The following is a 26,587-nucleotide window of genomic DNA, read 5'->3' on the forward strand; positions in this document are numbered from 1 at the left end:
GGGGCTGCGGGGTCCAGGCCTCGACGGTCGCGCAATCAGAGCCGTCGACGGGATTCGACCCGAGGACGACGGAAGTTTGGTGTCGCCCCCGCGAATCTCCCATGCGTGGGTTCAGTTCAAGTTTCACCCTGCCCCAGACTGCCCGTTGGGAGTCCGAGGCATGGGTCCCCGGAATCTCCGCACTTCGCTGCGCTCGCGCTCCGGCCCGAGAACGACGGAGGTTTGGGGGCGTCCCCCGCCAATCTGCGGGGTTCAGCGCCGTCCGGCCAATCTCCGGGGGGCACGTGACGTCAAAGATTTGCACCGCGGCGCCACCCTTCCCGTCATCCTCGCGCCCCGAGCAGTGAGCGAAGCGAGCAGCGAGGGGTTGCGGGGATCCAGGCCTCGACGGTCGCGCGACCAGAGCCGTCGACGGGATTCGGCCGACACAGACCGCGTCAATTGCCGTCCGTGATCCCCAACCAAAACAAAAATGCCCCGTCAAACGGGGCATTTTCTTCCTGTTGAGCAGAGCCCCGCCAGAAGGCTCAGGCCCCGGTGTTCCAGCCGGAGATCGACTTCACTTCAAGAAAGTCTTCGAGGCCCCACTTGCCGCCCTCGCGGCCGAGGCCCGACTGCTTGTAGCCGCCGAACGGGCTGCCCGGGCCGCGCGAGGAACCGTTGAGCTGCACCATGCCCGAGCGCAGGCGGCGCGCCACGCGGTGGGCGCGCTCCTGGCTGCCGGTCTGGATGTAGCCCGACAGGCCATAGGGCGTGTCGTTGGCAATCGCGATGGCCTCTTCCTCGGTGTCGAAGGGGATCATCGCCAGCACCGGGCCGAACACCTCTTCCTGGGCGATGCGCATGTCGTTGGAGACATCGGCAAAGATCGTCGGGCGCACGAAGTAGCCGCGATTGAACCCTTCCGGACGTCCGGTGCCGCCGGCGACAAGGCGCGCGCCTTCCTTGATGCCGACCTCGATCAGGCCCTGGATCTTGTCGAACTGCAAGGCGGAGATCACCGGGCCGATATGGTCGCCATCCTCGGAGGGGTTGCCGACCGCCGTCTGCTCGGCAGCCTCGCGGGCCACCTCGACGGCCTGGTCGTAGATCGAGCGTTCGACCAGCATGCGCGTGGGCGCATTGCAGGACTGGCCGGTGTTTTCGAAGCAGTGGGCCACGCCGCGCTTGACCGCAGCCGTCACGTCGGTGTCGGCAAAGACGATGTTGGGCGACTTGCCGCCGAGCTCCAGCGTCACGCGCTTGACCGTCTCGGCCGCCGCCTTGGTGACGGCGACGCCGGCGCGGGTCGAGCCGGTGAAGGACATCATGTCGATGCCGGGGTGGCGCGACATCGCCTCGCCCACGGTGGGGCCATCGCCATTGACCATGTTGAACACGCCGGCCGGGAAGCCGGCCTCTTCCATGATCTCGGCAAAGACGATGGACGACATCGGCGCGATCTCGGACGGCTTCAGCACCACGGTGCAGCCGGCGGCGAGCGCCGGCACCACCTTCAGCGTGACCTGGTTCATCGGCCAGTTCCACGGCGTGATGAGGCCGCAAACGCCGATCGGCTCATGCACGATGCGGTCGTTGGGGGCGATCTCGCTGAGCTGGTGCTCGAATTCGAATTCCTTCAGCGCGCGGATGAAGTTCTTGATGTGGCTGGCGCCGACGGCGGCCTGCGATTCCGTGGCGAGCTTGATCGGCGCGCCCATTTCGCTCGAGATCGCCTGCGACATGTCGGGCAGGCGGCGCTTGTAGGCGGCGAGCAGCTTTTCGAGATATTCGAGGCGCACCTCGCGGCTGGTGCGGCTCCAGCTTTCGAAGGCCTTGCGGGCGGCGGCAACGGCCTTGTCGACATCGGCGGCCGAGCCAAGCGAGATGACGGCGAAGGGCTGCTCGTCGGCCGGGTTGATGACCTCGAGCTCCCGGGGCGTAACCGGCGCGGTCCAGCGTCCGTCGATGAAGAAATCGGTCTTGCGCAGCATAAAACTCTCCTTTGCAACGGCAGTCTTGGCAGACGTAGCGCTTTGCCGCCCGTCTTTCCGCGATGATTACGACGAGATTGGTTGCCCAATAAGTAGCAACGAAGACGAGGCCATTCAAACCGGACGCGACCGGAAAACGACTAGGCCAGCGCCAAGCAATCCTGCCGGGCGATTGTCAGGATACTTTTCGCCTTGGGATTGCACTGTCACAAACTGCCTGTATAAGTCCGCTCCCTTTCGAAGCGAGCAACCGCCATGTCCATATCCGGCTCCCGCCGCAAGGCGGCCATCGCCTTCATCCTCGTGACCGCGGTGCTCGACGTCGTGGCGATGGGCATCATCATTCCGGTGCTCCCGTCGCTCATCGAGGAATTCGCCGGCTCGAATGCCGAGGCAGGCTGGATCAACGGCGTGTTCGTGGCGCTGTGGGCGGGCATGCAGTTCGTCGCCTCGCCGATCATCGGCTCGCTGTCTGACCGATATGGCCGCCGTCCGGTGATCCTGCTTTCGACGGTGGGCCTGGCGGCAGACTATGTGCTGATGGCCGTGGCGCCGAACCTGTGGTGGCTGGCGCTCGGCCGCATCATCGCCGGCATCACCTCGTCCAGCTTCACCACGGTCTTTGCCTATATGGCCGACATCACCGCGCCAGAGAACCGCGCGCGCGGCTACGGGCTGATCGGCGCGGCCTTCAGCGCCGGCTTCGTGGCCGGGCCGCTGCTGGGCGGCGTGCTGGGCGAGATTTCGCCGCGCGCGCCGTTCTGGGTGGCGGCGGCTATGAGCGGGCTGGCCTTCCTCTACGGGCTTTTGATCCTGCCGGAATCGCTGGCGCCGGAAAAGCGCATGAACTTCTCGTGGAAGCGCGCCAACCCGTTCGGCGCGATGATGCTGCTGCGCTCCCACACCGAGCTCACGGGCCTCGCGATCGTGACCTTCCTGCTGCACTTCGCCCATCATGTCTTCTCGGCCGTCTTCGTTCTTTTCGCCGCCTACCGCTTCAACTGGCACGCCTGGGAAGTGGGCATTCTGCTGGCGATGGTGGGCGTGCTCGACATGATCGTGCAGGGGGTGGTGGTCGGCCCCACGGTGAAGCGCTTCGGCGACCGCGCCACCATGGTGTTCGGCCTGTTCGGCGGCGCCATCGGCATCGCCTGGATGGGGCTCGCGCCGACGGGCCTGCTGTTCACGCTTGCCATGTTCCCCAACGCGCTGTGGGGGCTCGCCATGCCCACGATCCAGTCGCTGATGACGCAGCGCGTCTCCGAATCCGAGCAGGGCCAGCTGCAGGGCGCCAATATGAGCGTGGCGAGCATTGCCGGCGTGATCTCGCCGCTGTTCTTCGGCGCGGTCTATTCCTTCACGCTGAAGGAGGGATCGTGGCTGCCCTATCCGGGCGCTTCGTTCCTGATCGCTTCCTTCGTGCTGCTGTGCGCCGCACTGCTCGGCTGGGCCGTGGCACGGCAGGCCACGAAGCGCGAGGAAGAGGCAGACGTCTTGCCCTGACGCGCTTGGCGCGCACGACCAATCCCGAAACGGCCCGCGGATAGATAACGCCGCCTCGCGCCCGCGCGTGAGGCCGGCGCGTCTTGTCCTTCGAAGATCGATGTCCGGCGCGCCCGGACAGAAACCTACGACCGATGGCTTATCCAAGTATAGGCTGCGGGGCCAAACTTAGCCGAATAACCGAATAGGTTAACGCAAGGCTAATCTGCTATATGATGCAGGTGTTACGAAACAGCGCAGTCGTCTGACAAACTGTTTCCAAGAGACTCCAAAGTTGTCCTGCGGCCACCGAACCGCCTTAGTTCGCCGCGTTTGGCGCCTCATTTCGTCCGTACCCGCTTGGGCACCGATTAACGGAGCCTAACCGAAAGATGAAGAATTTTCAGACTGCGGTCACCGCGGTCACGGTGACGGCCGGCCTGATGATTGCCGCCTCCACCGCAACCGCCTCGGCCCAGTGCGGCCGCGCCTCCTGGTACGCCCTCACCTCCAAGACGGCGTCCGGCGAGCGAATGAACCCTTCCGCACTGACCGCAGCCCACCCCAGCCTGCCATTCGGCACCAAAGTCCGCGTCACCAATCAGAGCAACGGCCGCAGCGTCGTGGTGCGCATCAACGATCGCGGCCCCTTCGTGCGTGGCCGCGTGCTCGATCTTTCGAAGGGAGCCGCGCAGCAGCTCGGCTTCGTCAGTTCGGGCCAGACCGCGATCTGCCTCAACCGCGAGAGCTAAAACGTCTGGCCGCCGTCTCGGCCACCGCCTCGGCCAACCCCAGCCCCCATTGCGCCTGGCAATAGGCGCGAAAATCGAAGCAGGGAAGGCCGGGGCAGACCTCGAACTCGATGAGGTGGACGGTGTCGTCCGCCTCCACGCGAAAATCCATCGAAAAGACGTCGCGCAGGCCTAGCGCCTGCATCAGCCGGCTCGCGGAGGCACCGATGCGTTCCGCCGCCAGCGGCTGGCTGGCCGCCACCGGCACGAGCTCCGGCTCGGCATAGGTGCCTGCCGCCCTCGCCTCGGCGCCCGTCTCGCCATAAAGCGCCAGACTGTCCTCCATCGTCTGGAAATCGCCGCCGGAGTCGACGAAGAAGGTGCCCAGCGCCTCCACCCCCGCCTCGGGCTGCACGGCGAGGAAGCTCGTCCGCACATTGCGTCCCGCCACATAGGGCTGGACCACGACATCGTCGCGATAGGCGGCAAAGACGCGCCGGCTGAGATCCAGCGCATGCTCCAAGGAATGGCAGCGCGAGTCGGAAAAAATGCCTATCTTGGCGCCGAGCCGGTTCGGCTTGACGAAATAACCCGAAGCGGAAGCCGGCGGCTCCGCCAGCCACTCGCCGTTGCGCGCCAGCCCGGCCTCGGGCACCGGAAGCCCGAGCGCGCGCAGCACGGCGCCGGAGCGGAACTTGTCCTGGCACAGCGCGAAGAGCGAGTCGTCGGCGCCGAGCGTTGGCAGTCCGTTCAGCCGCGCCAACGCCGGGCCGGCGCCGCCGCGGAAATAGGCGATGCCGTCGGTGATCGTCCAGACAAGGCTGCGCTCGGGATCGCGGCCAGCGAGCACTTGCGGCGCGTCGTCCAGCGTCACCGGATCGAAACGCAGGCCGCGCCGGGCGCAGGCCTGCGCCATGGCGTCGAATTCCGGCTCGATATCGGTCGACTGCGCCAGATAGGAGGCGATCTCGGCGGCGCGGGTGGGCGGGCTGCCCTCGGCCACCAGCCGGTCGAAGCAGGCGCGCTCGGGCTCGTAGACGAAAAGCAGCGTCGGCGACTGGTCCGTCATATTTTTCTTACCCCTCGACCGGCTTCAAGGCTTCTGCCGGTTGATTGAGCTTCGCATCATCGCCGCAACGGGTTTTGCGCGAAATCGACCTCGGCCAAGCCCTGCTGCGACATCGGCCTAACGTCTGAACGCCGCCACGCCGCAGGGCGGCAGGATCTCGGTGCCCAGCAGCAGCGTGCGCCCCTCCGTCCACTGCGTTACGTCGACCGGTTCGTGCCCATAATTGAGGATGTAGCGGGTGGGGCCGTTGTCGCGGATGCGGATGTCGCGCGGCAGGCGGTGGACGGCCATGCCGGCCTTGCCGCACAGATGCTCGACCACGCGCGCCGCATAGGCCGCGTTGGGCTGGCCGGCGAGATAGTGGAACTTTTCCGTGGCGTCACAGCAGAAGGCCGGCTCGCCGTCCTGCGTGGTGTGGATGACGCGCACGTCCTCGCCCAGGGACAAAAATTCGCGCCAGGTTTCGAAGGCGCAGACATTGGCCGACTCGTCGATACCTACGGCGAAAGGCGGCGCCAGCGTCTCGGAGCGCCGCACTTTTAGATGCATGCGCGCCTGAAGCCCCTGCCCCGGCGGCAGCGTGTCGGGGATACGGAAATCCGGCGTGCGCGAGCCGGTGCGCGGGCCGGCCACCACCACCTGCCCGTCCGCGCCAAGCGCATCGGCAAGGTCGTCGGACAGCGAGAACAGTCCCGGCAGCAGCACCAGCCCGTAGCCTTGCACCGCGTCGGCGCGCGGCGGCACGATGTCGACCGAAATGCCGAGCGCGCGCAGCGCCCGGTAGAACAGAAGCACCAGCCGCAGATAGTCGAAGGATTTTCCCTGCGGCTGGATCTGCCACGCCCATGCACTTTCATAGTCGAAGACGATCGCCGCCGCAGCCTTGGTGGTGGCGACCACCGCCCCTGTCGCCTTGATCTCGCGCGAAACCGCACTGACCACGTGATAGGCCTCGTTGGGCGTTGTGTCCGGCAAGAGCAGTGCCTCATGCATCTGCTCCTGCCCGAAGGGCGCCTGACGCCAGCGGAAATAGCTGACCACTTCCGCGCCCGCCGCAAAGGCCTCCCACGCCCAGAGCCGCACCGCGCCCGGCGCGGGCGCGGGATTGTGCGGCGCCCAGTTCACCGGGCCGGGCTGCTGCTCCATCACCCACCAGCGCCCGCGCCCGCAGGCGCGATAGAGATCATGATGGAAGGCCTGCAGGTCGGGGTCGCCGACGCGCATATAGCGCTGCTTGCGCTCGGGGTCGGTCGTATCGCGGTCGAGGAAGCCGAGCGGATAGGAATCCCACGACGCCGCATCGAGATCGGCCGAGACGGCAAAATGGTCGAAGGCCAGGAACGAGCCCATGAAATTGTGCAGGATCGTGCGGCCCGGCGAATGCTTGCGGATGATGTCGGTCTGCAGCCGGTTGAAGCTGACCACCTGGTCCGACGAATAGCGCTGGAAATCGAGCCGGTGGGCGGGTGCTGCCTCGGTAACGGTGAGATTGGGCAGTTCGACCTCGTCGAAGGAGCGATATTCCATCGACCAGAACACCGTGCCCCAGGCGCGGTTCAGCGCATCGGGCGACTGGTATTTTTGCGAGAGCCAGTCGCGAAAACCGGCAAGTGCCGCCGCCGAATAGCTCTCCACCGTATCGTGGCAGCCAAATTCGTTGTCGGTCTGCCAGGCGGCAACGGCCGGGTGCTCCCCGAAGCGCTGGGCAAGGGCTGAGACGATGCGGGCGCATTCGCGCCTAAAACCCTGGTGGCTGAAGCAATAATGTCGGCGCGAGCCGAATTTGCGCACGCGGCCCTCGGCATCGACGGCCAGCATTTCGGGCATCTGGTCGACCAGCCATTTGGGCGGGGTGGCGGTGGGGGTGCCCAGCACCACCTGCAGTCCCTCGCCATGCAGCGTGTCGATGGCGCGCGCCAGCCAGTCGAATTCGTAGCGGCCGGGCTCCGGCTCCAGCCGCGACCAGGCGAACTCACCGATGCGGACGTAGGCGATGCCGGCCTCGCGCATCATGCGCGCATCGATGGCCCAGCGTTCGGGCGGCCAGTGTTCGGGGTAGTAGCAAACGCCGAGTTTCTGGCCGGTGGTCATGGCGGTTTTTTCCTAGATCAGCACGCGCGGTTCGAAACGTCCCTTCACCGGCAGGTCGAGCAGCAGGGTCATACCCGCCTGCGGTTCGGCCTTGCGCGCCGCCTCGTCCATATGTTCCCAGGCGCTGGTGACGGCCAGCCGACCGGCATTGGTGCCGATAAAGGCCGGGCAGGACGGCTGGCGGGTGGGCAGGGAAATGGTGCGGATCCGGCGACCATCAGGCGAATAGGCGTCCAGGCAGGCCGCGCCCCAGCGCGCGTTCCACAGAACGCCCTCGGCATCGACGACTGAGCCGTCGAGCCCGCCTCGCTGGCCGCTGTGATCGAAGAACAGTTGCTTTTCCCCATTCGGAAGACCCGTCTCGGGATCGCAAGGGATGCGGTAGAGATGGTTCACCATCGTGTCGGTGTAGTAGGCGGCCGTGCCGTCCGGCGAAAAGCAGATCGAATTGGGGATCGAAATGTCGGCGACCAGCTTGCGCAACTCGCCCTTGAAGAACCAGTAGATCGAGCCCGCGCCGGTCTCGGCCTTCTTGCCCATGGTGCCCATCCAGAACGCGCCGCAGGGATGCACGCGCGCATCGTTGGAGCGGGTGACGGGATTGTCGGCCTCGATGGCGAAATAGGGGGTGATCGCGCCGGTCTTCACGTCGCGCAGGCTGAGGCCGTTTTCGCCGAACAGGAGTTGGTTGCCCTCATTGACGACCGCCAGCGCGCTCATGATCTCGGGCAGGTCGCGGGCAATCGTCTCGCCGCCGCCGATCCGCTTTTCGAGCAGTTTTTGGCCCAGAATGTCGAACCAGAACAGCGTGTCGGTGCCGGGATCGTAAGTCGGTCCCTCGCCCAGATGGCAGATGTGATCCGACAGGATCGAAACGCCTACTTCCATTCATTCCTCCCCGAAAACCGCATCATAGGCGCGGACCGCAGCCTCTGCGCGCTCGCGCACCATAGCCGAGGTCATGCCCGGCTTGAACAGGCTGGAGCCGAGGCCGAATGTGCGCACGCCGACCCTTTTGTAATCGGAAAAATTCGCCTCGGAGACTCCCCCCACCGCGCCTACGATCGCATCCGCCGGCAGCACCGCGCGGATGGCGGCAATGCCGGCAGGTCCGAGCACGCTTGCCGGAAAGAATTTTAGCGCCGATGCGCCGAGCCGCAGCGCCTGCAGCGCCTCCGTAGGCGTGAAGACGCCTGGCATGGTGACCATGCGGTGATGGTTTGCCCGCTGCATCACTTCAGCATCGATGTTGGGGCTGACCAGCAGGCGGCCACCCGCGTCGTGCAGGCGATCGACATCCTGCAGTGTGAGCACTGTGCCGGCACCAACCAGCGCATTGGGCAGCAGGCTCACCAGCGCTTCGATGGAGGCGAAGGGATCGGGCGAATTGAGCGGCACCTCGATCGCCTCGATGCCGGCCTCGAAGACCGCACTGCCGATCCCGGCCGCCTCATCGGGCTTGAGCCCGCGCAATATGGCGACAAGGCCGCGCCTCAGTTTGGGAAATGGAATACCGGTCATGCCGTGGCCTTATCCTTTCTTTCGACCATGCCGAGCTGCCGGGCGGCTGCGAACAGCCCGGCGCGCACGGCGGCATCGCCATCGGCGATGCGAACCTCATGACCAGCCAGTTCCAGCGCGGCGCGATAGAGCGGTGCCAGAGCGGCGGAGCCGACGAGCGTGACCGGCTTTTTGTCCGCCGCCGCGAAACGGCGCGTGGCCGAGGCGATCTCTGCTCCAATCAGCAGGCCGGACAGCGTGGCTGCCGAGTCCTGCGGCGAAAGCCCGGCCAGCAGGCCGGCGGCGCGGATGCGGAAAAGCTGCGCGCCGATATCGCCGCCCTGCGCCAGGGCCTGCATACAGGCCTGGCGAAACGGTGTGGCGTCGGGCGAGATGGACTTGTCGGCGCCGGCCACCGAATGGCGCAGGATCGACTGGCTCGACAGCAGCGAGAAGAGTTCGCCGGTCAGCCAGGTGCAGAAGCCAACAGCCGTGCCGTCGCGCAGCTCGACCCATTTGGAATGCGTGCCCGGCATGCAGACGAGATGGCTGCCCGAGGCAAGCGCGGTGATGCCGGCAAGCTGGGTTTCCTCGCCGCGCATCACGTCTGGCGCGTCGGGCCGCTGCTGGGCGATGCCGGGCACGATGCGAATTTTTCGCGCGCTGCTCGCGACCTCGACCGCGCCGGCCAGCACCGCGTCCAAAGCGACAGGCGTTGAGGCATAGGGCGCCTCCACCCAGCCCTGGCGCGAACCGGCCATGCCGCAGATGACTACCGGGAGCGACGGCGGCGCCTGCAACTCCGCCAAGTGCCTCTCCAGAATGGGGGCAAAACCCTGCGGCGGCACCGACAAAAGCCCCTCGGCGCTGCGCCGTTCGCCGAGCACCGCACCTGCCGCATCGAGCAGCCAGAGCCTGAAATGCGAAGTGCCCCAGTCGACCGCCGCGACCGCCGGGCTGATATGCGATGTCACAAAAAACCTCCGTCGACGATCAGCGTCTGCGCCGTGAGCATGCGCGAGGCATCCGACGCCAGGAACAGGCAGGGACCCACCATGTCCGCCGGCTGCATCACCTCCCTGATGCATTGGCGCGAGACATGGGTGGCGAGCGACTCGTCGGTGACCCACAGCTCGCGCTGGCGCTCGGTGATGACCCAGCCCGGCGCGATCGCGTTGACGCGGATGCCATGCGGGCCGAGCTCGCCGGCCAGTCCCTTGGTGAGGCCAATGATGCCGGCCTTGGCCGTGGTGTAGGACGGCATGTTGGGGTGGTTGATCATGAAGGAGGTAGAGGTGAAGTTGATGATCGAGCCGCGCCCGGCCTCTCTCATGCCCGGCGCCACCGCCTGCGCGGTGAAGAAATGCGGCCTCAGATTGATCGACTGGTTGTTGTCCCAAAAGTCGGCGGTGACGTTCTCTATCGCGTGGCGGTCATCGAGCGCGGCATTGTTGACCAGCACCGTCACCGGGCCATGCGCTTCGGCCGCGCGCCTCACCGCAGAGCATAGCACCTCGATATCGCGCAGGTCGGCTTTCAGGAACAGCGGCCGTGCGCCGGTCTTTTGCTCGACGTGATCGCAAACGGCTTGGCTTGCGGCGTCGGCAATGTCGATAAAGGCGACCTTGGCGCCCTGATGGACAAACCCCTCGACAAGCGCGGCGCCGATGCCGGAGCCCCCGCCGGTGATCAGCACCGAGGCGCCCTCAAGGTCTGGAAATTTCGCCGATGGCATCATATCAGGTCCCCTCGCCGATCGTTTGTTATGCGCCATGGAATGCACGACGCAGAGGAGAAGGCCAAGTGGGATGCTCTCACGATGCCGCCCTTCTCTTGCCGCTCGGCCGCAGCCATTCGGGCAGCCAGTCGCCATGGGCGGCGATGAGCTGGTCGACAAGCTGCCAGATCTGTTCGAGGTCGAGCTCGGCGGCGGTGTGCGGGTCCATCATCGCGGCGTGATAGACATGCTCCGGGTTCTCGGTCATCAGCGCCGCGACCGTCAGTTCCTGCACATTGATGTTGGTGCGCATTAGTGCGGTGAGCTGGGGCGGGAGCTGGCCGATGATGGTGGGCTGGATGCCGTTGTCGTCCACCAGGCAGGGCACTTCGGCCGTACAATTAGCCGGCAAAGATATGATGCAGCCATTGTTGCGCACATTGCCGTAGATGACGGACGGCTCGCCGGTCCACACCGAATTCATGATCGAGGAAGCGTATTCGCGGCTCTGCTGCACCGTAATGGTCGCAGCCTTGCGATACTCTTCCGCCTGGGCGTACCAGCGCTCGACCTGCTCGATGCAGCGTTTTGGATATTCGTCGAGCGGGATGCCGTATTTCTCGATCAGGTCGTCGCGACCCTCCTTGATGAAATAGGGCGTGTATTCGGCGAAATGTTCCGAGCTTTCGGTGACGAAATAGCCGAGCCGCATCAGCATCTCGTAGCGCACCTTGTTGGGGCAGCGCGGATTCCACGAGCTCGGCTTGGGGAAGCGGCCTTCCAGATAGCCGCGCCTGAGCGCCGGGTAGAGATCGCGGAAACTGCCGTCGGGCTGGCGGTGCTCGAAGTTGAGATAGAAGGCCATGTGGTTGATGCCGGCGGCGCGGTAGCGGATTTCGCCGACCGGAACGTCGAGGTCGCGCGCCAGTTCCTCAGCGGTGCCCTGCACCGAATGGCAGAGACCCACCTGCCTGATCGCCGGATATTTTTCGGCGATCGCCCAGGTGTTGATCGCCATCGGGTTCACATATTGCAGTAGGATGGCATTGGGGCAGACCTCAAGCATGTCCTCGCAGATCTTCCACAGATGCGGCACGGTGCGCAGGCCCCGCATGATGCCGCCGACACCGAGCGTGTCGGCGATTGTGTGGCGCAGGCCGAACCGCTTCGGCACCTCGAAGTCGATGACGGTGGCCGGCTCGTAGCCGCCGATCTGGAAGGCGACGACGACGAAATCGGCTTTTTCGAGCGCCCGGCGCTGGTCGGTATAGGTCTCGATCTTCGCCGGCACGCCAAGCGAGCGCGCGAGTTTTTTGGCCACCAGTTCGGACTCGGCAAGACGCCCTTGGTCGATGTCCATCAGCGCGACGGTGGCGCCTGCAAGTGCGGGCCGCTGCAGCGTGTCGCCGATGATGTTCTTCATGAACACCGTGGAGCCAGCGCCGATGAAGGCGATTTTCGGGTTTCCGGTCATGTCGTCAGCCCTTGGTGGCGCCGAGCGTGAGGCCGGCGATGAAATGGTGTTGCATCAGGAAGAACATGAGGACCGGCGGCAGGGCGGCAACGATGGAGCCGGCCGAGACAAGGTTCCAGGCGGCGATCCACTGGCCGTTGAGCGCATAGAGCCCAGCGGTGACGGGCAGCGCATGGCTGCCCTGCACGAGCACCGTGGCCCAGAAATAGTCGTTCCAGATGAAGGTGAAGATCAGCACCGAAAGTGCTGCGATCGCCGGGCGCATCAGCGGCAGCACGATGTACCAGAAGATGCGGAATTCCGAGACGCCCTCGACGCGCGCGGACTCGATCAGTTCAGGCGGCAGCGCCTTGATGAAGTTGCGCATGAAAAGCGTGCAGAAGCCGGTCTGGAAGGCGACATGAAAGCACACCAGGCCGGCGGTGGTGTCATACATGCCGAGCCTCAGCGTCAGCTCGCGCACCGGCACCATCAGGATCTGGAAGGGCACGAAATTGCCAGCCACGAACATGAAGAAGACGATGAGGTTGGAACGGAAATTGTAGACCGCCAGCGCAAAGCCGGTGAGGCAGGACAGCGCCACCGCACCTATGACGGTGGGGATCGTGACCTTGAACGAGTTCAATATGTACTGGCCGAGCGGTGAGTTGCGGAAGACGCCGGCATAGTTCTCGAAGGCGATGTAGGACGGCAGGCCGAAATAATTGCCGGCGGCGAGATCGCCGGTGGGTTTCAGCGACGTGACGGCAACGCCGATGAGCGGCAAAAGCCACAGCACCAGCGCGACCGGCAGCGCGATATGGTAGCCATAGCGGACAAGCGGCGAGGAACGTTCGACGGGGGTGGGAAACATGTTTCTCAGCCTCCCGACCGTTCGTCGCGCACCATGCGCCAGATGAAACCGGAGATGAACACCATCATGATGGCGAAGAGCACCACGGCGATCGCCGCGCCATAGCCCATGCGGAAGCCATATTCCGACAGCGCCTGCTCATACATGTAGAAGGACAGCACGCGGCTCGACCCGTAGGGTCCGCCGTCGGTCATGATCGAAACGAGGTCGAAGGAGCGCAGCGCGCCGATGACCGTGACCACCACGGCAATGAATGTAGCCGGCTTCAATTGCGGCAGGATGACGTGCCAGAGCATGCGCCAGCCCTTGGCGCCGTCGAGCCGGCCGGCCTCGATCTGGTCGGGCGAGACGTTGTTGAGGCCGGTGAGATAGAGGATCATGCAATAGGCGATCTGCGGCCAGAGCCCAGCGGCGATGATGCCATAGGTGACGAAGCGCTCGTCGGCGAGGATGGCGATGGGCGTGCCGGTGACCTCTTCCAGGAACAGGTAGAACAGGCCGAAGCCCGGCGCGTAGAACCACGAGAAGATCAACCCTACCACCACCTGGCTGATGACGAAGGGGAAGAAAAACAGCGACTTGTAGATGCAGATGCCGGTGACCGTCTGGTTGAGGAAGATGGCGATGAACAGCCCCGCCGGCACGGCCAGCATGTAGAGCACCAGCCACAGGATGTTGTTCTGGAGCGAGGTGTAGAAGGCGTCGTCGTCGAACAGCTCGACATAATTGCCGATGCCGATCCATGTCTTCGCGCCGATGCCGTCCCAGTCGTAGAAGGAAATCCAGATCGACTGGAAGATCGGCGCAATCACGTAGACGAGGAACATGAAAACCCCCGGCGCCAGGAACAGCCATGGGGCGAGCCTGCGCTGGTTGCGCCGCCAGTAGGTCGTCGTCCTGACATCGGGAAGCGCAATCGTCGCCGAATTCGCCACCGCATTTCCTCCAGCATCTGCGGGTCGAGGGTGGTCCGGACGGCGGTCAGGCCGCCCGGACGCCTTGGTTCAATGACATCACTTGTTCAGGCGAGCCCGGGTCTTTTCCAGCTTGTCGAGGATCTTGTCGACATTGTCCGGCTTGACCATGAACTGCTGAAAGCCTTCCATGCCGGCCTTGGCCATCTCGGCCGATGCGTCGCGGTCATAGAACTGGGCGAGCGCGTAGGCGTTGGACAGCATGGTAAAGCCCTGTTCGAGGAACGGGTCGTTCGGCTTTTCCGACTTGTTGTTGACCGGCAGCTGGCCGAGCGTGGCGTTCATCTTGGTCTGGGTCTCGGGCTTGGCGAGGAAGGCCAAGAACTTCTTGGCGTCTTCCTTGTTCTTGGCGCCCGAGGGGATGTGGATCGTATCGGTCGGCGCATCCTCGGCCATCGGCAGTCCGGGCGTGATTTCGGGGAACTGCATGAAGCCGATCTGCTCGGGCTTCAGGCCGCCATTCTTCATCACGTCGACGGCGAAATTGCCCATCAGATACATGGCCGCCTTGCCCTGCACGAAGAGCGGCACGGCATCCTGCCATTCAAGCGCGGCGTGGTTCTTGACGTAATAGCCCGGCTTGACCAGTTCGGCCCACTTGGCGAACACCGCCTTCACCTTCGGGTCGGTGTAGGGCACCTTGCCGGCGGTGAGGTCCATGTGGAACTCGTAGCCGTTGACGCGCAGGTCCATATAGTCGAACCAGCCGCCGGTCGGCCACAGCGGCTTCGTGCCGATGGCGAAGGGCGCGATGCCGGCGGCCTTGAGCTTGGCGCACGCCGCTTTCAGCTCGTCCCAGGTCTTGGGAACGGCGATGCCCTGCTTTTCGAAGATGTCCTTCCGGTAATAGATGCCCCACTGGTAGTAGGTGTAGGGAACGCCCCACTTCTTGCCGTCGATGGTCATGGAAGCGGCGGCGGATTTCAGCGTGTCGTCGAGACCGTTTTCCTTCCAGACGTCCGAAACGTCCTCGAACAGGCCGGCCTTGACGAAGGGCGCCATGCGGTTGCCGGCATACCAGTTGGCCAAATCCGGCGCGTCGGCGGTCAGGAAGTTGCGGATCGAGCTCTTGTAGCCTTCGTGGTCGAAATTGTTCCACTTGACCTTGATGCCCGGATTGGCCGCCTCGAAGTCGCTGATCAGGTCCTCGAAGGCCTTCTTCGGTGCGGGGTCGGTGGTGTCGGTGTTGATGACGAGTTCGCCGGCCAGCACGGGCGCTGCGAGCAGCATGCCGGCGGCCGCGCCAAGTAATGCGGATTTCAGCAGGACTTTCATGGAAATGGTTCCTCCCAAGGTTTGGCAGTCCCCGCACCTCCGGCTACCGGAAGCTCCTCCGCGGGTCGGGCCAGCCCTACGGGCAAGCCCGCACAGTCCCCTTAAGTTCCATTATGTGGAACTCAATTTGACTATTCAGAATTATTTGTTTAGCTTTGCGGCTTGTCAAGAGATCAGCCTGTCGGACCGAGAATGACTGCAGCCAGCGAACATGCCGGGACCGGAACCCTCGGCAAGGCGATCGACGTGCTGGAGGCGGTGGCCGCCTCGCCCGAGCCGCTGCGCTTCACCGATCTCCTGAAGCTCGTCGACCAGCCGCGCGGCACGCTGCACCGGCAGATTTCCAACCTGATCGAGGAAGGGCTGCTGTCGGTCCGGCGGGACAATTCCTACGAGCTCGGCCTGACGCTGCTGAAGCTCGCCTCGCGCGCCTGGTCTGGCAACCAGTTCCGCGCGATTGCCGAGCCGCATCTGAAACGCTTGCATGAGTTGACCGGCGAGACGGTGCATCTGGGCGTGCTCAGGGGCGTCGAGGTGATCTATCTCGACAAGGTGGAGAGCCGGCAGGCGGTGCGCATGTATTCGCAGATCGGCAATGCCTCGCCGGTCTATTGCACTGGCGTGGGCAAGGCCGCGCTGTCGGCCCTGCCGGATGCGGAGCTGGAAAAGCGGCTTACTGCCATCGTCTTCAAGCGCCACACCGAAACCACGCTGCCGGACCTTGCCGCGCTGCGCGGCGAGATCGCCGAGATCCGGGCGACGGGCCTTGCTTTCGACCGGCAGGAGCACGAGGTCGGCATCCATTGCGTGGCCGCGCCCATCCATTCGCGCGACCGCGACTTCGTGGCGGGCGTTTCGGCGACCGCGCCGGCCTATCGCATCAGCATGGAACAGCTGACGGCCTGGGGGCCGCTGGTGAGGGAGACCGCCGCCGCGATCATGGAAGACATGGCCGCGCGGCTCGGCCCCAAGGCATAGCAGGGAAAACAGGACAAAAGACCGGAGGGAGGAACCATGGCCGGTTTGGAACTCAAGGGCGTCAAAAAATCCTTCGGCAATGTCGATGTCATCCATGGCGTCGACCTCGATGTGGCGAGCGGCGAATTCGTCGTCTTCGTCGGGCCATCCGGCTGCGGGAAATCGACCCTGCTCAGGCTCGTCGCGGGGCTGGAGGACGCCAGCGCTGGCGGGATCGCCATCGGCGGCCGCGACGTGACACGCGTGGATGCCGCCGATCGGGGTGTCGCCATGGTGTTCCAGTCCTATGCGCTCTACCCGCATATGACGGTGGAGGAAAACATGGGTTTTGGCCTGCGCATGACCGGCACCGACCGGAAAGTCGTCGCCGAGCGCGTGGCCAAGGCGGCAAACATCCTGCACCTGCAGGAGCTTCTGAAACGCAAGCCCAAGCAGCTTTCCGGCGGTCAGCGTCAACGCGTTGCCATCGGCCGCGCCATCGTGCGCGAGCCGAAGGTCTTCCTGTTCGACGAGCCGCTTTCGAACCTCGATGCGGAACTGCGCGTGCAGATGCGGCTGGAGATCGCCAAGCTGCACAAGAGCCTGGGCGCCACCATGATCTACGTCACCCACGACCAGGTCGAGGCGATGACGCTGGCCGACAAGATCGTGGTGCTGCGCGCCGGCCGGGTCGAGCAGATCGGCACGCCGCTGGAACTCTACGACAATCCCGACAACCTGTTCGTCGCCGGCTTCATCGGCTCGCCCAAGATGAATCTTCTTAAGGCTCGGCTCGTGGGTGCCAGTGACGGCGTCGCCACCCTCGCGCTGCCCGAATTCGACAACACGCAGGTGCCGATAAGATTATCGGGCAAGCGGCCAGAGGCCGGGCAGGAACTGCTGCTCGGCATACGCCCCGAGCATTTCGAGCCCGGCGGCGCGATAAGGATTCGCACGCAGATCGACGTCGTCGAGGATCTTGGCGGGGTTTCCTACGCCTATTCGCGCTCGTCCGGCGAAGCGCCGCTGGTCATAGAGCAGAAGAATGTGCGAGGCCTGCGCGAAGACACGATGCTGGACACCGGCTTCGACCCGGCCCGCGCCTTCCTGTTCGATGCTGGAAGCGGAACGCGCTTGCGCTGATGGCTAAGGATCGAATTCAGATGGCTTTCACCCGCGAGGCGCCGCGAAAGGAGTCGCGCAGATAGCCGAGCGTGGCATCGGCATCGGCCGGCTTGCCGAACAGGTAGCCCTGCCCGCCCGCGCAACCGAATTCGATGAGCCGCTTGGCCTGCGCCTCCTCCTCGATGCCTTCGGCCACGACGTCCATGCCCAGCCCCTCGCACATGGCGAGGATCGCCCGGATGATGTGTTCAGACGGCCGGTCCTCCAGAATGGAGGAGACGAAGGCGCGGTCGATCTTGAGCTTGTCGAACTGGAATTCGCGCAGGCGCCCGAGCGACGACTGACCGGTGCCGAAATCGTCGAGCGACACGCGGATGCCGCAGCGTCGTAGATCGTTGACGATCTTCTCGGCCGAGACCGGATCGGTCATCAGGCCGGTTTCGGTGATCTCGATCTCGAGCCGGCGCGGATCGAAGCCGGTGCGCTTGAGGATCGCGAGAATGTGCAGGCCGGTGTTCTGGTCGACGAGTTGCGACGGCGACAGGTTGAACGACAGGAACAGGTCCTGCGGCCAGCTGCGAGCGGCCTCCGTGGCCTTGCGCAGCACCAGTTGCGACAGCGGGCCGATGATGCCGCGCTCCTCGGCGATGGGGATGAACACCGCCGGCGACACGAAGCCGAGATCGGGATCGGTCCAGCGCGCCAGCGTCTCGAAGCCGATGGTGCGCCGCGTCTTGAGATCGACGATCGGCTGGAAATGCGGTTCCACCTCGCCCGCCGACACCGCGCGCCGCAGGGCCTGCTCGATGCGGGTGACGCGCTTTGCCGCCTCCTCCATTTCGCGCGTGTAGACCACGACGCGACCGCGGCCCGAGCGCTTGGCCTGGTAGAGCGCTGTCTCGGCCTTGTTGAGCAAGATCTCGGTGGTTTCGTCGCCCGAATAGAACAGCGAGCAGCCGACCGAGGCGGAAAGACGCGCGGTGCGCTCGCCGACGTCATAGGGCGCCGACAGGATCTCGATGAGCATCTTCGCCTTTTCGGAAGCCACCTCCTCCGAGAACACCATCGGATAGAGGAAGGCGAATTCGTCGGCGCCGATGCGGGTGACCGTGGCCTGCCCTTCCATCGCCGCGCGCAGCCGCATGCCGACCTGGATGAGGATGTCGTCGCCGGCGCTGTGACCGAACAGGTCGTTGATCGGCTTGAAGCCGTCGAGATCCAGAATGCCGATCGCGAAGGGCGCGGGGTCCTCGGCGCGATCGCTGATCAGGCGATCGACCTTGTCGAAGAAACGTCGATGATTGCCAAGCCCGGTAAGCGGGTCGGTAAAGGCAAGGTCGTTGCCCTCTCTCGTTGACCTTCCGGTGCGGTATGGCGGCTGCATAATAATTCCCGTCGTTCCCCTGGCAATTCTTCGGACAGTTTCAGAAAACCGTTTAGGAAAGGTATCGAGAGGCGACACTTTTCCGGCAAAGAAACCTGACCGAAATCGAGGCGAACAAAAACCGCGCGCCGGCAGCGGCCAGACGACCTCAGGAGCGAGGCCGGACCCGGTAGAGTTCGAGCGGCTGACCGGCAGTTTCGGGCAGCACTTCGAGCCATTCCGGCACCGCGCCGCGCATCATCGCGGCCAGCAGCCCGTCGGGAGCACGTTCGGAGAGAAACTGGCTTTCGGGATTGCCCCTGCAGAAGACCACGAGGCCGACGCCATGTTCCCGCACGATCCGCTCGGCCTCGGCGGGCCGCCCCATGAGCGCATCGAGCGCCAGCAGGTTGCCGGCGATATTGCGGTGATAGGGCCCGGCGAAGACCCGGTGCCCGCTATAGGCCAGGATCGGCGAGCCGAGATTGGAACTGGCCAGAACCATGGTGGCCGGCTGGGCCGCAAGCGTGGGATAGTCCGCAGCGGCGGTGCAGGATGTCGCCTGGGCCAGCACATTCTGCCGCGTCACCGCCTCGTCCTCCAGTGCCAGCGACGCCGCGGCCGCCGCACCCGTCCAGCTAGCGTTGAGCGACAGGAGCCATGCGGCCACCATCCCCGCGGAGGCCCTGCCCGACGGATTGGTCGCGGCGCGCTGGCGCCACTCGCCGACCCAGGCCGAAAGCGGAACCACCGCGAAGGCGATCGAGAAGGTCGATCCCCGCACCTGCCAGACGCTGACGGCAAAGGCCGTGAGCAGCGCCGCTCCGATCAGGACGTCCTGGCGGCGCCAGCCGGAGCGCCGCAGGCGATGAGCCAAAAGGATGATCGCCAGCAGCGGCGTTACGTAGCGCGCGACCACCACTTCCGGCTCCCGCACCATCAGCTGGAACAGCGACCGCGCCTCGGAGACCTGGTCGAGCCAGTCTGCCTTGAGGCGCGGGTCGAGCCCGGCGTAGGGAGAAGCCAGGCACTGCGGGAAGGCCCAGGCGACGACCAGAACACAGGCGGCACCAAGCAGACCGAGCGACAGCAGGCGCCTGGCAGGCGTGCTGGCGGCAAAGCGGACGGAGACGACGAGCGCCAGCCCCAGTCCGGCCAGCGCGGCGAGCGCGAACTGGGTCAGCGAAAAGGCGTCGCACTGCGCCTGCCCCCACTCCGAACCCGGGACCGTGGCGAAGAACACCAGGGCCGACACGCCCGCGAACCCCAGACCGAAATCCCTCGCGGCCTTGCCCTCTTCGGCGCCGCGCAAGATGAACAGGCCCGCCACGCACAGGCCCAGCGTGGCGACATAAGGCGCAGTCTCCATGCCCACGGCCAGCATCAGCGCCGAGCACACGCCAGCAAGGCCCGCGGCGAGGCGGTGCTGCGGCGCCTCAAGAAGCGCATAGAGGGCAGCCGAGGCGAGCATGAGCTGGATATTGTGATGGTCGAGCACGCCCGGCAGGAAAACGCCTATGAAATGCAGCGCCGCCGCCCCGACGACCGCTGCCGGCAAGACCGCCCGGTCGCCGTCGAACAGCCGTGCCATGCGCAGGATGAAGAACAAAGTGAGGCAGAATAGCAGCGCAGGCCAGAGGATCTGCGCGACGATTTCGCCCGTCGCCATGCTGCCGGTGACGGCCGCCACGACGAGCACGATGCCCGCAAGCGGCGCATCCACCAGGCGCGACCAGTGCATGACGAAGCCGCCCTCCGGCCCCATGCGGTACTGATGCAGGTCGAACCAGCCCTGGCCGCCGATCAGGTCGCGGATTTCGACAAGCCGCAGCAAGCTGTCGTTGTCGCCGCCGAAATCCCACAGCGTCTTGAAGCCGCTGAACACCTGCAGGGCGAGAACGAGCAGCGTAGCGGCGACAGCCAGCAAAGCGTCGCTCCGTAGCGCCGAAATACTCATGCGATTTCCCACGACCATTGCTTCGTCCCCGAACGAACTGGCGGCGATTGCTTAAACCTAGCCTTAACAGCTTCAAGAAATAGTAAAGCGCCGGCCGAAAGGACCGCCGGAGCCGAGCCCGAACTGCGGAGACAGCAATGTCACATAGCCTGCCGGACGACCTCGCCATTGCCGTATTGCTTCCGTGCTACAACGAGGAGCTGACGATCGCCGACGTGGTGCGCCGCTTTCGCGAGACGCTGCCCGCAGCCACGATCTATGTCTACGACAACAATTCCAGCGACCTGACCGCGCTGAAGGCACGAGCCGCCGGCGCGATCGTGGTGCGCGAACCGCGGCAGGGCAAGGGCAACGTCGTGCGCCGCATGTTCGCCGACATCGACGCCGACATCTATCTGATGGCCGACGGCGACGGCACCTACGCGCCCGAGGACGCGCCACAGCTCATCAACACGCTGCTGACCGAGCGCTCCGACATGGTGGTCGGAACGCGGCGCGGCGTCACCGACGATGCCGGGCGGGCAGGCCATGCTTTCGGCAACCGGCTCTTCAACAACCTCTACAAGCGCCTCTTCGGCCACGACTTCACCGACATATTTTCGGGCTACCGCGCCTTCACGCGGCGTTTCGTCAAAAGCTTTCCGGCGGTTTCCGGAGGCTTCGAGATCGAGACGGAAATGTCGGTGCACGCCTCGCAGCTCAAGCTGCCGGTCAGCGAGATCGCGCTGGATTACGGCCGCCGGCCGGAGGGCTCGACCTCGAAACTGTCGACCTACAGGGACGGTGCAAAAATCCTCTGGATGTTCGCCATGCTGATGAAGGAAACGCAGCCGCTGCGCTTCTTCGGCGCGTTCTCCGGCCTCTTCCTGACCGCTGGCCTCGTCCTGATGGCGCCGGTGCTGGTCGAATATTTCCAGACCGGCCTCGTTCCCCGCCTACCGACCTGGGTGCTGTCGGTAGCGCTCGTGCTGCAGTCCATGCTGATGGCAGTGGCCGGGCTGATCCTGGACTCGGTGTCGCGCGGGCGGGCCGAGCAGAAACGGATTTTCTATCTCGGCATGACTTCGATGCGGGCTACGGCGCGCGCCACCCGGCTGACGGCGCCGGAGGCCTCGCCCTCGTCACGCAAAGCCGCAAGAGCGGCATGAGGCGGGTCGCCAGCTTCGCGTTTGCCGGCGGGGTCGGCTTCCTGGCCGATGGCGGGGCACTCGCCCTGCTGCTTGCGACCACGGCGCTCGGTCCTTTTGCGGCGCGCCTGGTCTCGATCGGCTTCGCCCTGACCGTCACCTGGCTTCTCAACCGGCATCTCACCTTCGGGCCGAGCGGCCGCCACATCGCCGCGGAAGGCGCACGCTATGGCGGGGTCGGCATCGCCACCAGCCTGGTCAATTATCTGGCCTATTCGCTCGTCATGCTCGCCCTGCCGGCAACGCTGCCGCTGGCGGCACTCGCTGCCGCCTCCCTCCTGGCCATGACGCTGTCTTTCGTGGGCTATTCACGGCTCGTCTTCGACCGATGAATTCTTGGCGGTCCCGGACACCGGCCGGGATTGGCAGAGGGCTTCGCAGCCTATACATGCGCTGATGAAAGCGCCCCTCAAGCCTTTGCCGCCGGAGACACCGCATGCCGCTTAACATCGCCATCCAGATGGACCACATCGCCACGATCTCGATCGCCGGCGACACCTCCTTTGCGCTCGCCCTGGAGGCACAGCGGCGCGGCCACCGTCTGTTCCACTACACGCCCGACAAGCTGTCGATGATCGGCGGCAAGGTGTTCGCGCGCATGGAGGAACTGCAGGTGCGCGACGAGAAGGGAAATTATTTTTCCCTCGGCGAGTCGGTGCGCACCGATCTGACCGAGATGGACGTGGTGCTGCTGCGGCAGGACCCGCCCTTCGACATGAACTACATCACCACCACGCACATTCTCGAGCGCATCCACCCCAGGACGCTGGTGGTCAACGACCCGGCATGGGTGCGCAACAGCCCGGAAAAGATTTTTGTCACCGAGTTCCCGGAACTGATGCCGGAAACGCTGATCACCAAGGACCCGCAGGAGGTCGCGGCCTTCCGGCGCGAATATGGCGACATCATCGTCAAGCCGCTCTACGGCAATGGCGGCGCCGGCATCTTCCACCTGCACGAGGCCGACCGCAACCTGGCCGCGCTGCTTGAAATGTTCGGCCAGATGTTCCGCGAGCCCTTCATCGTCCAGCGCTACCTCAAGGAAGTGCGCAAGGGCGACAAGCGCATCATCCTGATCGACGGCGAGCCGGCGGGCGCCATCAACCGCGTGCCGGCCGACCACGATTCCCGCTCCAACATGCATGTCGGCGGACGGGCCGAGAAGACCGAGCTGACCGAGCGCGAGCGCGAGATCTGCGCCCGCATCGGCCCCTCGCTCAGGGAACGCGGCTTCATCCTCGTCGGCATCGACGTGATCGGCGACTATCTCACCGAGATCAACGTGACCTCGCCCACCGGCGTGCGCGAGGTGAAGCGTTTTGGAGGCGCCGACATCGCTTCGCTGTTCTGGGACGTGGTGGAAGACAAGCGCCGCAACCGCTGACGCCGGCGGGCGGATGTTCCGCCCGCGCAACCGGCCGCAACCGGGCTGCAATCTGCACGGCGCGTTTGTTCCCGTCTTGTTCTTGATTTGCCTTTAAATCTGTGGTTGTCTGACGTAACGTCACAGATCAGCCGGGCATTGCAGCGCCGGCGCCCGGCCGGACGCGCGCGACGCTGCCATGCTTGGAACCCGGGAATGAACCGGTCCCGGAGGCATGCGAAAGGGGCAAGTCCGGCAGGCGCGTTTGGGGGGCGGCATGGTTTCGCGCGTGCGCACGGTTGCGTTCCAGGGCATCGAGGCGGTTCCCGTCGACGTGCAGGTGATGATCGCGCCCGGCAAGATGGGCATGCACATCGTCGGTCTGCCCGACAAGGCGGTCGCCGAAAGCCGCGAGCGGGTGCAGGCGGCTCTCCACGCCTCCGGCCTGTCGATGCCGCCCAAGAAGGTCACCGTCAACCTGGCGCCGGCGGACCTGCCCAAGGAAGGAATCTCTCTGCCATATTCCGAAGTGTATCCCACCTATAATACACTGATATAAAAGGCCAATCCGGCTGTTACGGACAGGATATTGATATCCTTTTCGCCGATGCCCAAGGCGTGGTCCGTTCATAGTTGCGCGGATCGAAGACACTTCATTTCTAGTCCGCTCGATGCGCAAGTCGCGCCATGTGAAGCAGTGAAGCCATAGCCTCGATTCGAGCACATCGAAATCGAGCCTAGTTGTTCGGCGCTAGCTGTGCGTCAGGGGGCGGACGGGCTGCCCAGCCACCCGGCGCATCGATAATGTAATTTGCACCGCAGACGCGACATTACCCTTCTCAAACTCAATCCTCATCGCCGAGTGCCGCGAGCTGCTCCGGTCGTCATATTCCGCGGATTTATCCACAAGGATGGCGGATGATAAAGAATAAGTTATGCCATGTTTGCATCACGACACGAATCACATATTATCCATACACTACATATCGATCATTTCTGAACACCATATTGGAGTCTACATTTATTTGAGTACATGTGCTTCTTTTGGATTTATAATATTACATAATATGTTTCTTTTTTAACTTCGGAGTCTTGAATTAACACTTCTATATTGGCATTTCCGCCAACGGCATGGAAAACTAATTCAAGACACCGACGTGGTTCGGGGTCAAATGGTGACGCGAAATTCGACTGACCTTGATCGCGAAAGACGGGGACCACCCACGTACTTCTTTGAGGTACCCGGACATTTTAGGCGCTATCATCTGACATCCTTGGTGCCCTATTACGGCACGACGTTTTGCGACAGGTTTGCCGACGCTTGGAAACAGGCGGTAATGTTCGAGAACGGGCAGACGTCGTACAACTATTTCCAGGCAGTCAGGAGATGCTTCGAGTGGGTTGCTCTGCGTGGGGTGCCGGAGCCAGGTTCAGCAGAGGGCAAAACCTTGCTGTGCTTTCGAGATTCGGATGCTGGCATCCCGCCGGTCCGGGTCTGGCAGCAGGTCGTTGTAGACGTGACCGGCGCGATCCTCGATCCAAACGACAAGACGTTCATCAACACCGATCGGCCGGCTAGCAGAAACAAAAAGGTAGAAGCCCTGCGGGCAGGGCTTGAGCGTCTAGTGGACGAAGGATTGGTTCCCGTTGCTTTGCCGGAGGGGCGGTTGGAGGCCCGAGGCTCCGTTGTACCCAAATGTCTCGCGACGCTCAGTTATGAAGCTGGACGTCTCGACATTGCAGGCCTGAGCGCGGAGGACGCTTACGAGGCATTCGTAAGGCGAAACTTGGAGATGCTCGATGAGCTTCGACGGTGCCTGTGGGTAGAGTTGAAGGACAATCTTGATCTCTTCGAGATCGGACAAACTCTTATCAAAGAATGTCCGGTGAAAGACATCCGTCATATCGAGGATATTATTATGCGTTCTACGATCGCCGAAGTTCGAAACGGCGTCGTTTCAAATAAGCTTTCTTTGGACAAGGACCAAGAGTTCGGTGTTGCGTTAAAACTTCTTCGACACAGATATCGGGGCGGGTCATTTGGCGTCAGCAACCGCAAACTTCGCACCTTTTTAGGGCCGATCGTGACCCATTCAAAGGCGCAGCCGTATCTTGAGGCTACTACCGTTGCACTGAACGCCGCATACCACATCGTTCTGATTGACACCGGCGCTAATCCTCAGCCGATCGATGACATTCCGTTCGATCTTTACAAAGGGAAAGCGAGAAGGGGCAAGCGTCGGATTCGTTCCCTTCGAACGGTCAAGAATCGAGCAGGTGGCAAGCCGGTCCCAGCCAATTTGGCCGAAGGAGAACTTTATCTTTCGACCAAGTCGAGCACCGACAAGCCAAGCCGCCATCGCCTGTTCGTTTGTGCAAGGGAACGGGGCAAAGCGGCGAATTGGTTGTGTGGCCGGACAGCGAACGACGCTGCCCGACCGCTTTTTCAGCCGTTCAATCGCAAATGTGCATTCTCGAACGGAAGGCCTTCGTCGTCGGTCGATCTGCGCGACACCTCGTGGAAACCAAGCGCCGTGTAGAAACGCACGGCTTGTTGGTTCCGGGTGTAAACCTCCAGTGAAAGCTCACCTTTCCGGTCCATGGCATGGGCAATCAGCTTGCGCCCGATTCCCTGCCCTTGCTGGTTCGGGGCAACAAAAATCCCGCCGATGAACGTGTCCAGCAAGCTGATGAAGCCAACAGGTTCGCCCATGCGGCAGGCCACCCAAGTCTCGGCATTGGGTAGGTATTTCTCCTCAATCAGCTGCTGCTGTTCGATGAGACGCCGCTCGCCGATGAAAGGATGAGCCACAAGGGAAGCGTTGAGCCAGATGCCCGACAGTTTTTCGATGTCCGTCGCCGCATCAAAGGGCCGGATCACCACATTCTGGTTCTTCATTAGAACTCCGCAGAATAAGTCATGCAAAGAGGATCAGCACCTTTATGGTGCCGAGCGACACCGCTACTCGCGGTTCAATCGAAGCCTCTGCGCATAAATCTCCTTCTGCTGATTGCGGCATCTATGGCCTTCCTATCATGGCGTCAATGGCGGCTTTGGGTGGCATTCCGACGGTCCGCTTTTAGATCAGAAAGCGAAGAAGCGGTCATCTGTCTGATTGCGCATTGGAGCCGTTAGCGGTCGGTCCACTTTTGAGTGACAAGGCTTACAAGCAGACGTTCGGATCATAAGGCGTCATGGCGGAGGCTGCCACTGATAGGCGAAAAGAGCCCGCCGTGGCTGAGACGACGGGCCTCCTTGATGTGCCATCTACCCCAAATTGGCGCGCTCACATCTGAGAGCCACGCATTGGATCATCCGGCCAGTTAGCGCTTCCAGCGACCTTCATACTTGAATTCCGGCGCTGACTTGAGCTCTTCCTTGGTGGCATTCATCGTCGCCGTCCATTTCTTGTCGTTTTCCAAGTAGAAAATTTTCAAGGCACTGGGGCTGACGACAACATAGTGCTCACCCATGCCAAGAAATCCGCCGACCGAC

At 63.7% G+C, this 26,587-nt stretch carries 22 protein-coding genes and 2 pseudogenes; 9 read left to right on the forward strand and 15 right to left on the reverse strand.

What is annotated here, in order from left to right:
* Positions 1-527: 527 nt before the first annotated feature.
* Entirely contained in the window at positions 528-1,973 is a 1,446-nt protein-coding gene (locus ABLE85_RS09520) for an aldehyde dehydrogenase family protein (protein WP_348792466.1), read from the reverse strand.
* 255 nt (positions 1,974-2,228) lie between these two features.
* Here ABLE85_RS09520 and ABLE85_RS09525 point away from each other — a divergent pair, with 255 nt between their 5' ends.
* Together ABLE85_RS09525 and ABLE85_RS09530 are read left to right on the forward strand one after the other, a co-directional pair.
* A complete protein-coding gene (locus tag ABLE85_RS09525; protein WP_348792467.1) occupies positions 2,229-3,476 on the forward strand; it encodes a TCR/Tet family MFS transporter in 1,248 nt (415 codons plus the stop codon).
* 371 nt (positions 3,477-3,847) lie between these two features.
* Positions 3,848-4,207: a septal ring lytic transglycosylase RlpA family protein gene (locus ABLE85_RS09530; protein ID WP_348792468.1), complete on the forward strand. Its 360-nt coding sequence runs from the start codon at positions 3,848-3,850 to the stop codon at positions 4,205-4,207.
* Here ABLE85_RS09530 and ABLE85_RS09535 read toward each other — a convergent pair.
* From ABLE85_RS09535 to ABLE85_RS09580, 10 genes are all read right to left on the reverse strand, one after another.
* The gene (locus tag ABLE85_RS09535) at positions 4,191-5,255 is read right to left on the reverse strand and encodes a D-alanine:D-lactate ligase-like protein (RefSeq protein ID WP_348792469.1); all 1,065 of its coding nucleotides are present in this window, start codon (positions 5,253-5,255) and stop codon (positions 4,191-4,193) included. The genes ABLE85_RS09530 and ABLE85_RS09535 overlap by 17 nt on opposite strands.
* Positions 5,256-5,372: 117 nt before the next feature.
* Positions 5,373-7,346 (reverse strand): beta-galactosidase, encoded by a 1,974-nt coding sequence (locus tag ABLE85_RS09540; protein ID WP_348792470.1) that lies wholly within the window; start codon positions 7,344-7,346, stop codon positions 5,373-5,375.
* A gap of 12 nt (positions 7,347-7,358) precedes the next feature.
* Entirely contained in the window at positions 7,359-8,234 is an 876-nt protein-coding gene (locus ABLE85_RS09545; RefSeq protein ID WP_348792471.1) for an SMP-30/gluconolactonase/LRE family protein, read from the reverse strand.
* Positions 8,235-8,867, reverse strand: coding sequence for a 2-dehydro-3-deoxy-6-phosphogalactonate aldolase (locus ABLE85_RS09550; RefSeq protein ID WP_348792472.1), 633 nt, complete (start codon positions 8,865-8,867; stop codon positions 8,235-8,237). It abuts the gene before it with no gap.
* Entirely contained in the window at positions 8,864-9,820 is a 957-nt protein-coding gene (locus ABLE85_RS09555) for a 2-dehydro-3-deoxygalactonokinase (RefSeq protein ID WP_348792473.1), read from the reverse strand. The genes ABLE85_RS09550 and ABLE85_RS09555 overlap by 4 nt, the downstream gene beginning before the upstream one ends.
* Positions 9,817-10,584, reverse strand: coding sequence for an SDR family oxidoreductase (locus ABLE85_RS09560; protein ID WP_348792474.1), 768 nt, complete (start codon positions 10,582-10,584; stop codon positions 9,817-9,819). The genes ABLE85_RS09555 and ABLE85_RS09560 overlap by 4 nt, the downstream gene beginning before the upstream one ends.
* Before the next feature lie 76 nt (positions 10,585-10,660).
* Positions 10,661-12,037, reverse strand: a complete 1,377-nt coding sequence (locus ABLE85_RS09565; RefSeq protein WP_348792475.1) for an alpha-glucosidase/alpha-galactosidase — start codon at positions 12,035-12,037, stop codon at positions 10,661-10,663.
* Between the two features lie 4 nt (positions 12,038-12,041).
* Positions 12,042-12,890 carry a carbohydrate ABC transporter permease gene (locus tag ABLE85_RS09570; RefSeq protein ID WP_348792476.1) on the reverse strand — a complete coding sequence of 283 codons (849 nt, stop codon included), beginning with the start codon at positions 12,888-12,890 and terminating at the stop codon, positions 12,042-12,044.
* A 5-nt stretch (positions 12,891-12,895) separates the two neighbouring features.
* Positions 12,896-13,717, reverse strand: coding sequence for a sugar ABC transporter permease (locus tag ABLE85_RS09575; protein ID WP_348792510.1), 822 nt, complete (start codon positions 13,715-13,717; stop codon positions 12,896-12,898).
* A gap of 186 nt (positions 13,718-13,903) precedes the next feature.
* On the reverse strand, positions 13,904-15,094 hold the full coding sequence (locus ABLE85_RS09580) for an extracellular solute-binding protein (protein WP_348792511.1): 1,191 nt from the start codon (positions 15,092-15,094) through the stop codon (positions 13,904-13,906).
* Positions 15,095-15,331: 237 nt separating this feature from the next.
* Here ABLE85_RS09580 and ABLE85_RS09585 point away from each other — a divergent pair, with 237 nt between their 5' ends.
* Together ABLE85_RS09585 and ugpC are read left to right on the forward strand one after the other, a co-directional pair.
* Positions 15,332-16,117: an IclR family transcriptional regulator gene (locus ABLE85_RS09585; protein ID WP_348792477.1), complete on the forward strand. Its 786-nt coding sequence runs from the start codon at positions 15,332-15,334 to the stop codon at positions 16,115-16,117.
* Positions 16,118-16,153: 36 nt separating this feature from the next.
* Positions 16,154-17,239 carry a sn-glycerol-3-phosphate ABC transporter ATP-binding protein UgpC gene (ugpC, locus tag ABLE85_RS09590; protein WP_348792478.1) on the forward strand — a complete coding sequence of 362 codons (1,086 nt, stop codon included), beginning with the start codon at positions 16,154-16,156 and terminating at the stop codon, positions 17,237-17,239.
* Positions 17,240-17,255: 16 nt separating this feature from the next.
* Here ugpC and ABLE85_RS09595 read toward each other — a convergent pair whose 3' ends face one another.
* Together ABLE85_RS09595 and ABLE85_RS09600 are read right to left on the reverse strand one after the other, a co-directional pair.
* Positions 17,256-18,605, reverse strand: a complete 1,350-nt coding sequence (locus ABLE85_RS09595; RefSeq protein WP_348792479.1) for an EAL domain-containing protein — start codon at positions 18,603-18,605, stop codon at positions 17,256-17,258.
* A gap of 148 nt (positions 18,606-18,753) precedes the next feature.
* Positions 18,754-20,541, reverse strand: a complete 1,788-nt coding sequence (locus ABLE85_RS09600) for a GtrA family protein (protein WP_348792480.1) — start codon at positions 20,539-20,541, stop codon at positions 18,754-18,756.
* A 137-nt stretch (positions 20,542-20,678) separates the two neighbouring features.
* On the opposite strand from ABLE85_RS09600, the gene ABLE85_RS09605 reads away from it, so the two are divergent.
* The 5 genes and pseudogenes from ABLE85_RS09605 (at position 20,679) to ABLE85_RS09625 (ending at position 25,631) form a co-directional block, all read left to right on the forward strand.
* Positions 20,679-21,689 carry a glycosyltransferase gene (locus ABLE85_RS09605; RefSeq protein WP_348792481.1) on the forward strand — a complete coding sequence of 337 codons (1,011 nt, stop codon included), beginning with the start codon at positions 20,679-20,681 and terminating at the stop codon, positions 21,687-21,689.
* On the forward strand, positions 21,686-22,060 hold the full coding sequence (locus tag ABLE85_RS09610; protein WP_348792482.1) for a GtrA family protein: 375 nt from the start codon (positions 21,686-21,688) through the stop codon (positions 22,058-22,060). The genes ABLE85_RS09605 and ABLE85_RS09610 overlap by 4 nt, the downstream gene beginning before the upstream one ends.
* A 104-nt stretch (positions 22,061-22,164) precedes the next feature.
* On the forward strand, positions 22,165-23,112 hold the full coding sequence (gshB, locus tag ABLE85_RS09615; protein WP_348792483.1) for a glutathione synthase: 948 nt from the start codon (positions 22,165-22,167) through the stop codon (positions 23,110-23,112).
* Positions 23,113-23,368: 256 nt separating this feature from the next.
* Positions 23,369-23,599 (forward strand): annotated as a pseudogene (locus ABLE85_RS09620) (magnesium chelatase domain-containing protein); the annotation flags it as partial.
* 829 nt (positions 23,600-24,428) lie between these two features.
* Positions 24,429-25,631, forward strand: coding sequence for a hypothetical protein (locus ABLE85_RS09625; protein WP_348792484.1), 1,203 nt, complete (start codon positions 24,429-24,431; stop codon positions 25,629-25,631).
* Here the strand turns inward: ABLE85_RS09625 and ABLE85_RS09630 are convergent.
* Entirely contained in the window at positions 25,538-25,990 is a 453-nt protein-coding gene (locus ABLE85_RS09630) for a GNAT family N-acetyltransferase (protein ID WP_348792485.1), read from the reverse strand. The genes ABLE85_RS09625 and ABLE85_RS09630 overlap by 94 nt on opposite strands.
* Before the next feature lie 425 nt (positions 25,991-26,415).
* Positions 26,416-26,587: pseudogene (locus ABLE85_RS09635) on the reverse strand (PRC-barrel domain containing protein); the annotation flags it as partial.

Origin of the sequence: Mesorhizobium sp. KR1-2, from assembly GCF_040045035.1 — a bacterium.
Classification (GTDB): Bacteria; Pseudomonadota; Alphaproteobacteria; order Rhizobiales; family Rhizobiaceae; genus Pseudaminobacter.

Excerpts from the sequence above, each read along its gene's own strand:
- ABLE85_RS09625 (WP_348792484.1), top strand. The coding sequence starts at position 24,429 with ATGTTCGAGAACGGGCAGACGTCGTACAACTATTTCCAGGCAGTCAGG.
- ABLE85_RS09580 (WP_348792511.1), bottom strand. The coding sequence starts at position 15,094 with ATGCTGCTCGCAGCGCCCGTGCTGGCCGGCGAACTCGTCATCAACACC.
- ABLE85_RS09560 (WP_348792474.1), bottom strand. The coding sequence starts at position 10,584 with ATGATGCCATCGGCGAAATTTCCAGACCTTGAGGGCGCCTCGGTGCTG.
- ABLE85_RS09565 (WP_348792475.1), bottom strand. The coding sequence starts at position 12,037 with ATGACCGGAAACCCGAAAATCGCCTTCATCGGCGCTGGCTCCACGGTG.
- ABLE85_RS09605 (WP_348792481.1), top strand. The coding sequence starts at position 20,679 with ATGTCACATAGCCTGCCGGACGACCTCGCCATTGCCGTATTGCTTCCG.
- ugpC (WP_348792478.1), top strand. The coding sequence starts at position 16,154 with ATGGCCGGTTTGGAACTCAAGGGCGTCAAAAAATCCTTCGGCAATGTC.
- gshB (WP_348792483.1), top strand. The coding sequence starts at position 22,165 with ATGCCGCTTAACATCGCCATCCAGATGGACCACATCGCCACGATCTCG.
- ABLE85_RS09585 (WP_348792477.1), top strand. The coding sequence starts at position 15,332 with ATGACTGCAGCCAGCGAACATGCCGGGACCGGAACCCTCGGCAAGGCG.
- ABLE85_RS09570 (WP_348792476.1), bottom strand. The coding sequence starts at position 12,890 with ATGTTTCCCACCCCCGTCGAACGTTCCTCGCCGCTTGTCCGCTATGGC.
- ABLE85_RS09630 (WP_348792485.1), bottom strand. The coding sequence starts at position 25,990 with ATGAAGAACCAGAATGTGGTGATCCGGCCCTTTGATGCGGCGACGGAC.
- ABLE85_RS09575 (WP_348792510.1), bottom strand. The coding sequence starts at position 13,717 with ATGTTCCTCGTCTACGTGATTGCGCCGATCTTCCAGTCGATCTGGATT.
- ABLE85_RS09595 (WP_348792479.1), bottom strand. The coding sequence starts at position 18,605 with ATGCAGCCGCCATACCGCACCGGAAGGTCAACGAGAGAGGGCAACGAC.
- ABLE85_RS09535 (WP_348792469.1), bottom strand. The coding sequence starts at position 5,255 with ATGACGGACCAGTCGCCGACGCTGCTTTTCGTCTACGAGCCCGAGCGC.
- ABLE85_RS09600 (WP_348792480.1), bottom strand. The coding sequence starts at position 20,541 with ATGAGTATTTCGGCGCTACGGAGCGACGCTTTGCTGGCTGTCGCCGCT.
- ABLE85_RS09610 (WP_348792482.1), top strand. The coding sequence starts at position 21,686 with ATGAGGCGGGTCGCCAGCTTCGCGTTTGCCGGCGGGGTCGGCTTCCTG.
- ABLE85_RS09525 (WP_348792467.1), top strand. The coding sequence starts at position 2,229 with ATGTCCATATCCGGCTCCCGCCGCAAGGCGGCCATCGCCTTCATCCTC.
- ABLE85_RS09520 (WP_348792466.1), bottom strand. The coding sequence starts at position 1,973 with ATGCTGCGCAAGACCGATTTCTTCATCGACGGACGCTGGACCGCGCCG.
- ABLE85_RS09540 (WP_348792470.1), bottom strand. The coding sequence starts at position 7,346 with ATGACCACCGGCCAGAAACTCGGCGTTTGCTACTACCCCGAACACTGG.
- ABLE85_RS09530 (WP_348792468.1), top strand. The coding sequence starts at position 3,848 with ATGAAGAATTTTCAGACTGCGGTCACCGCGGTCACGGTGACGGCCGGC.
- ABLE85_RS09545 (WP_348792471.1), bottom strand. The coding sequence starts at position 8,234 with ATGGAAGTAGGCGTTTCGATCCTGTCGGATCACATCTGCCATCTGGGC.
- ABLE85_RS09550 (WP_348792472.1), bottom strand. The coding sequence starts at position 8,867 with ATGACCGGTATTCCATTTCCCAAACTGAGGCGCGGCCTTGTCGCCATA.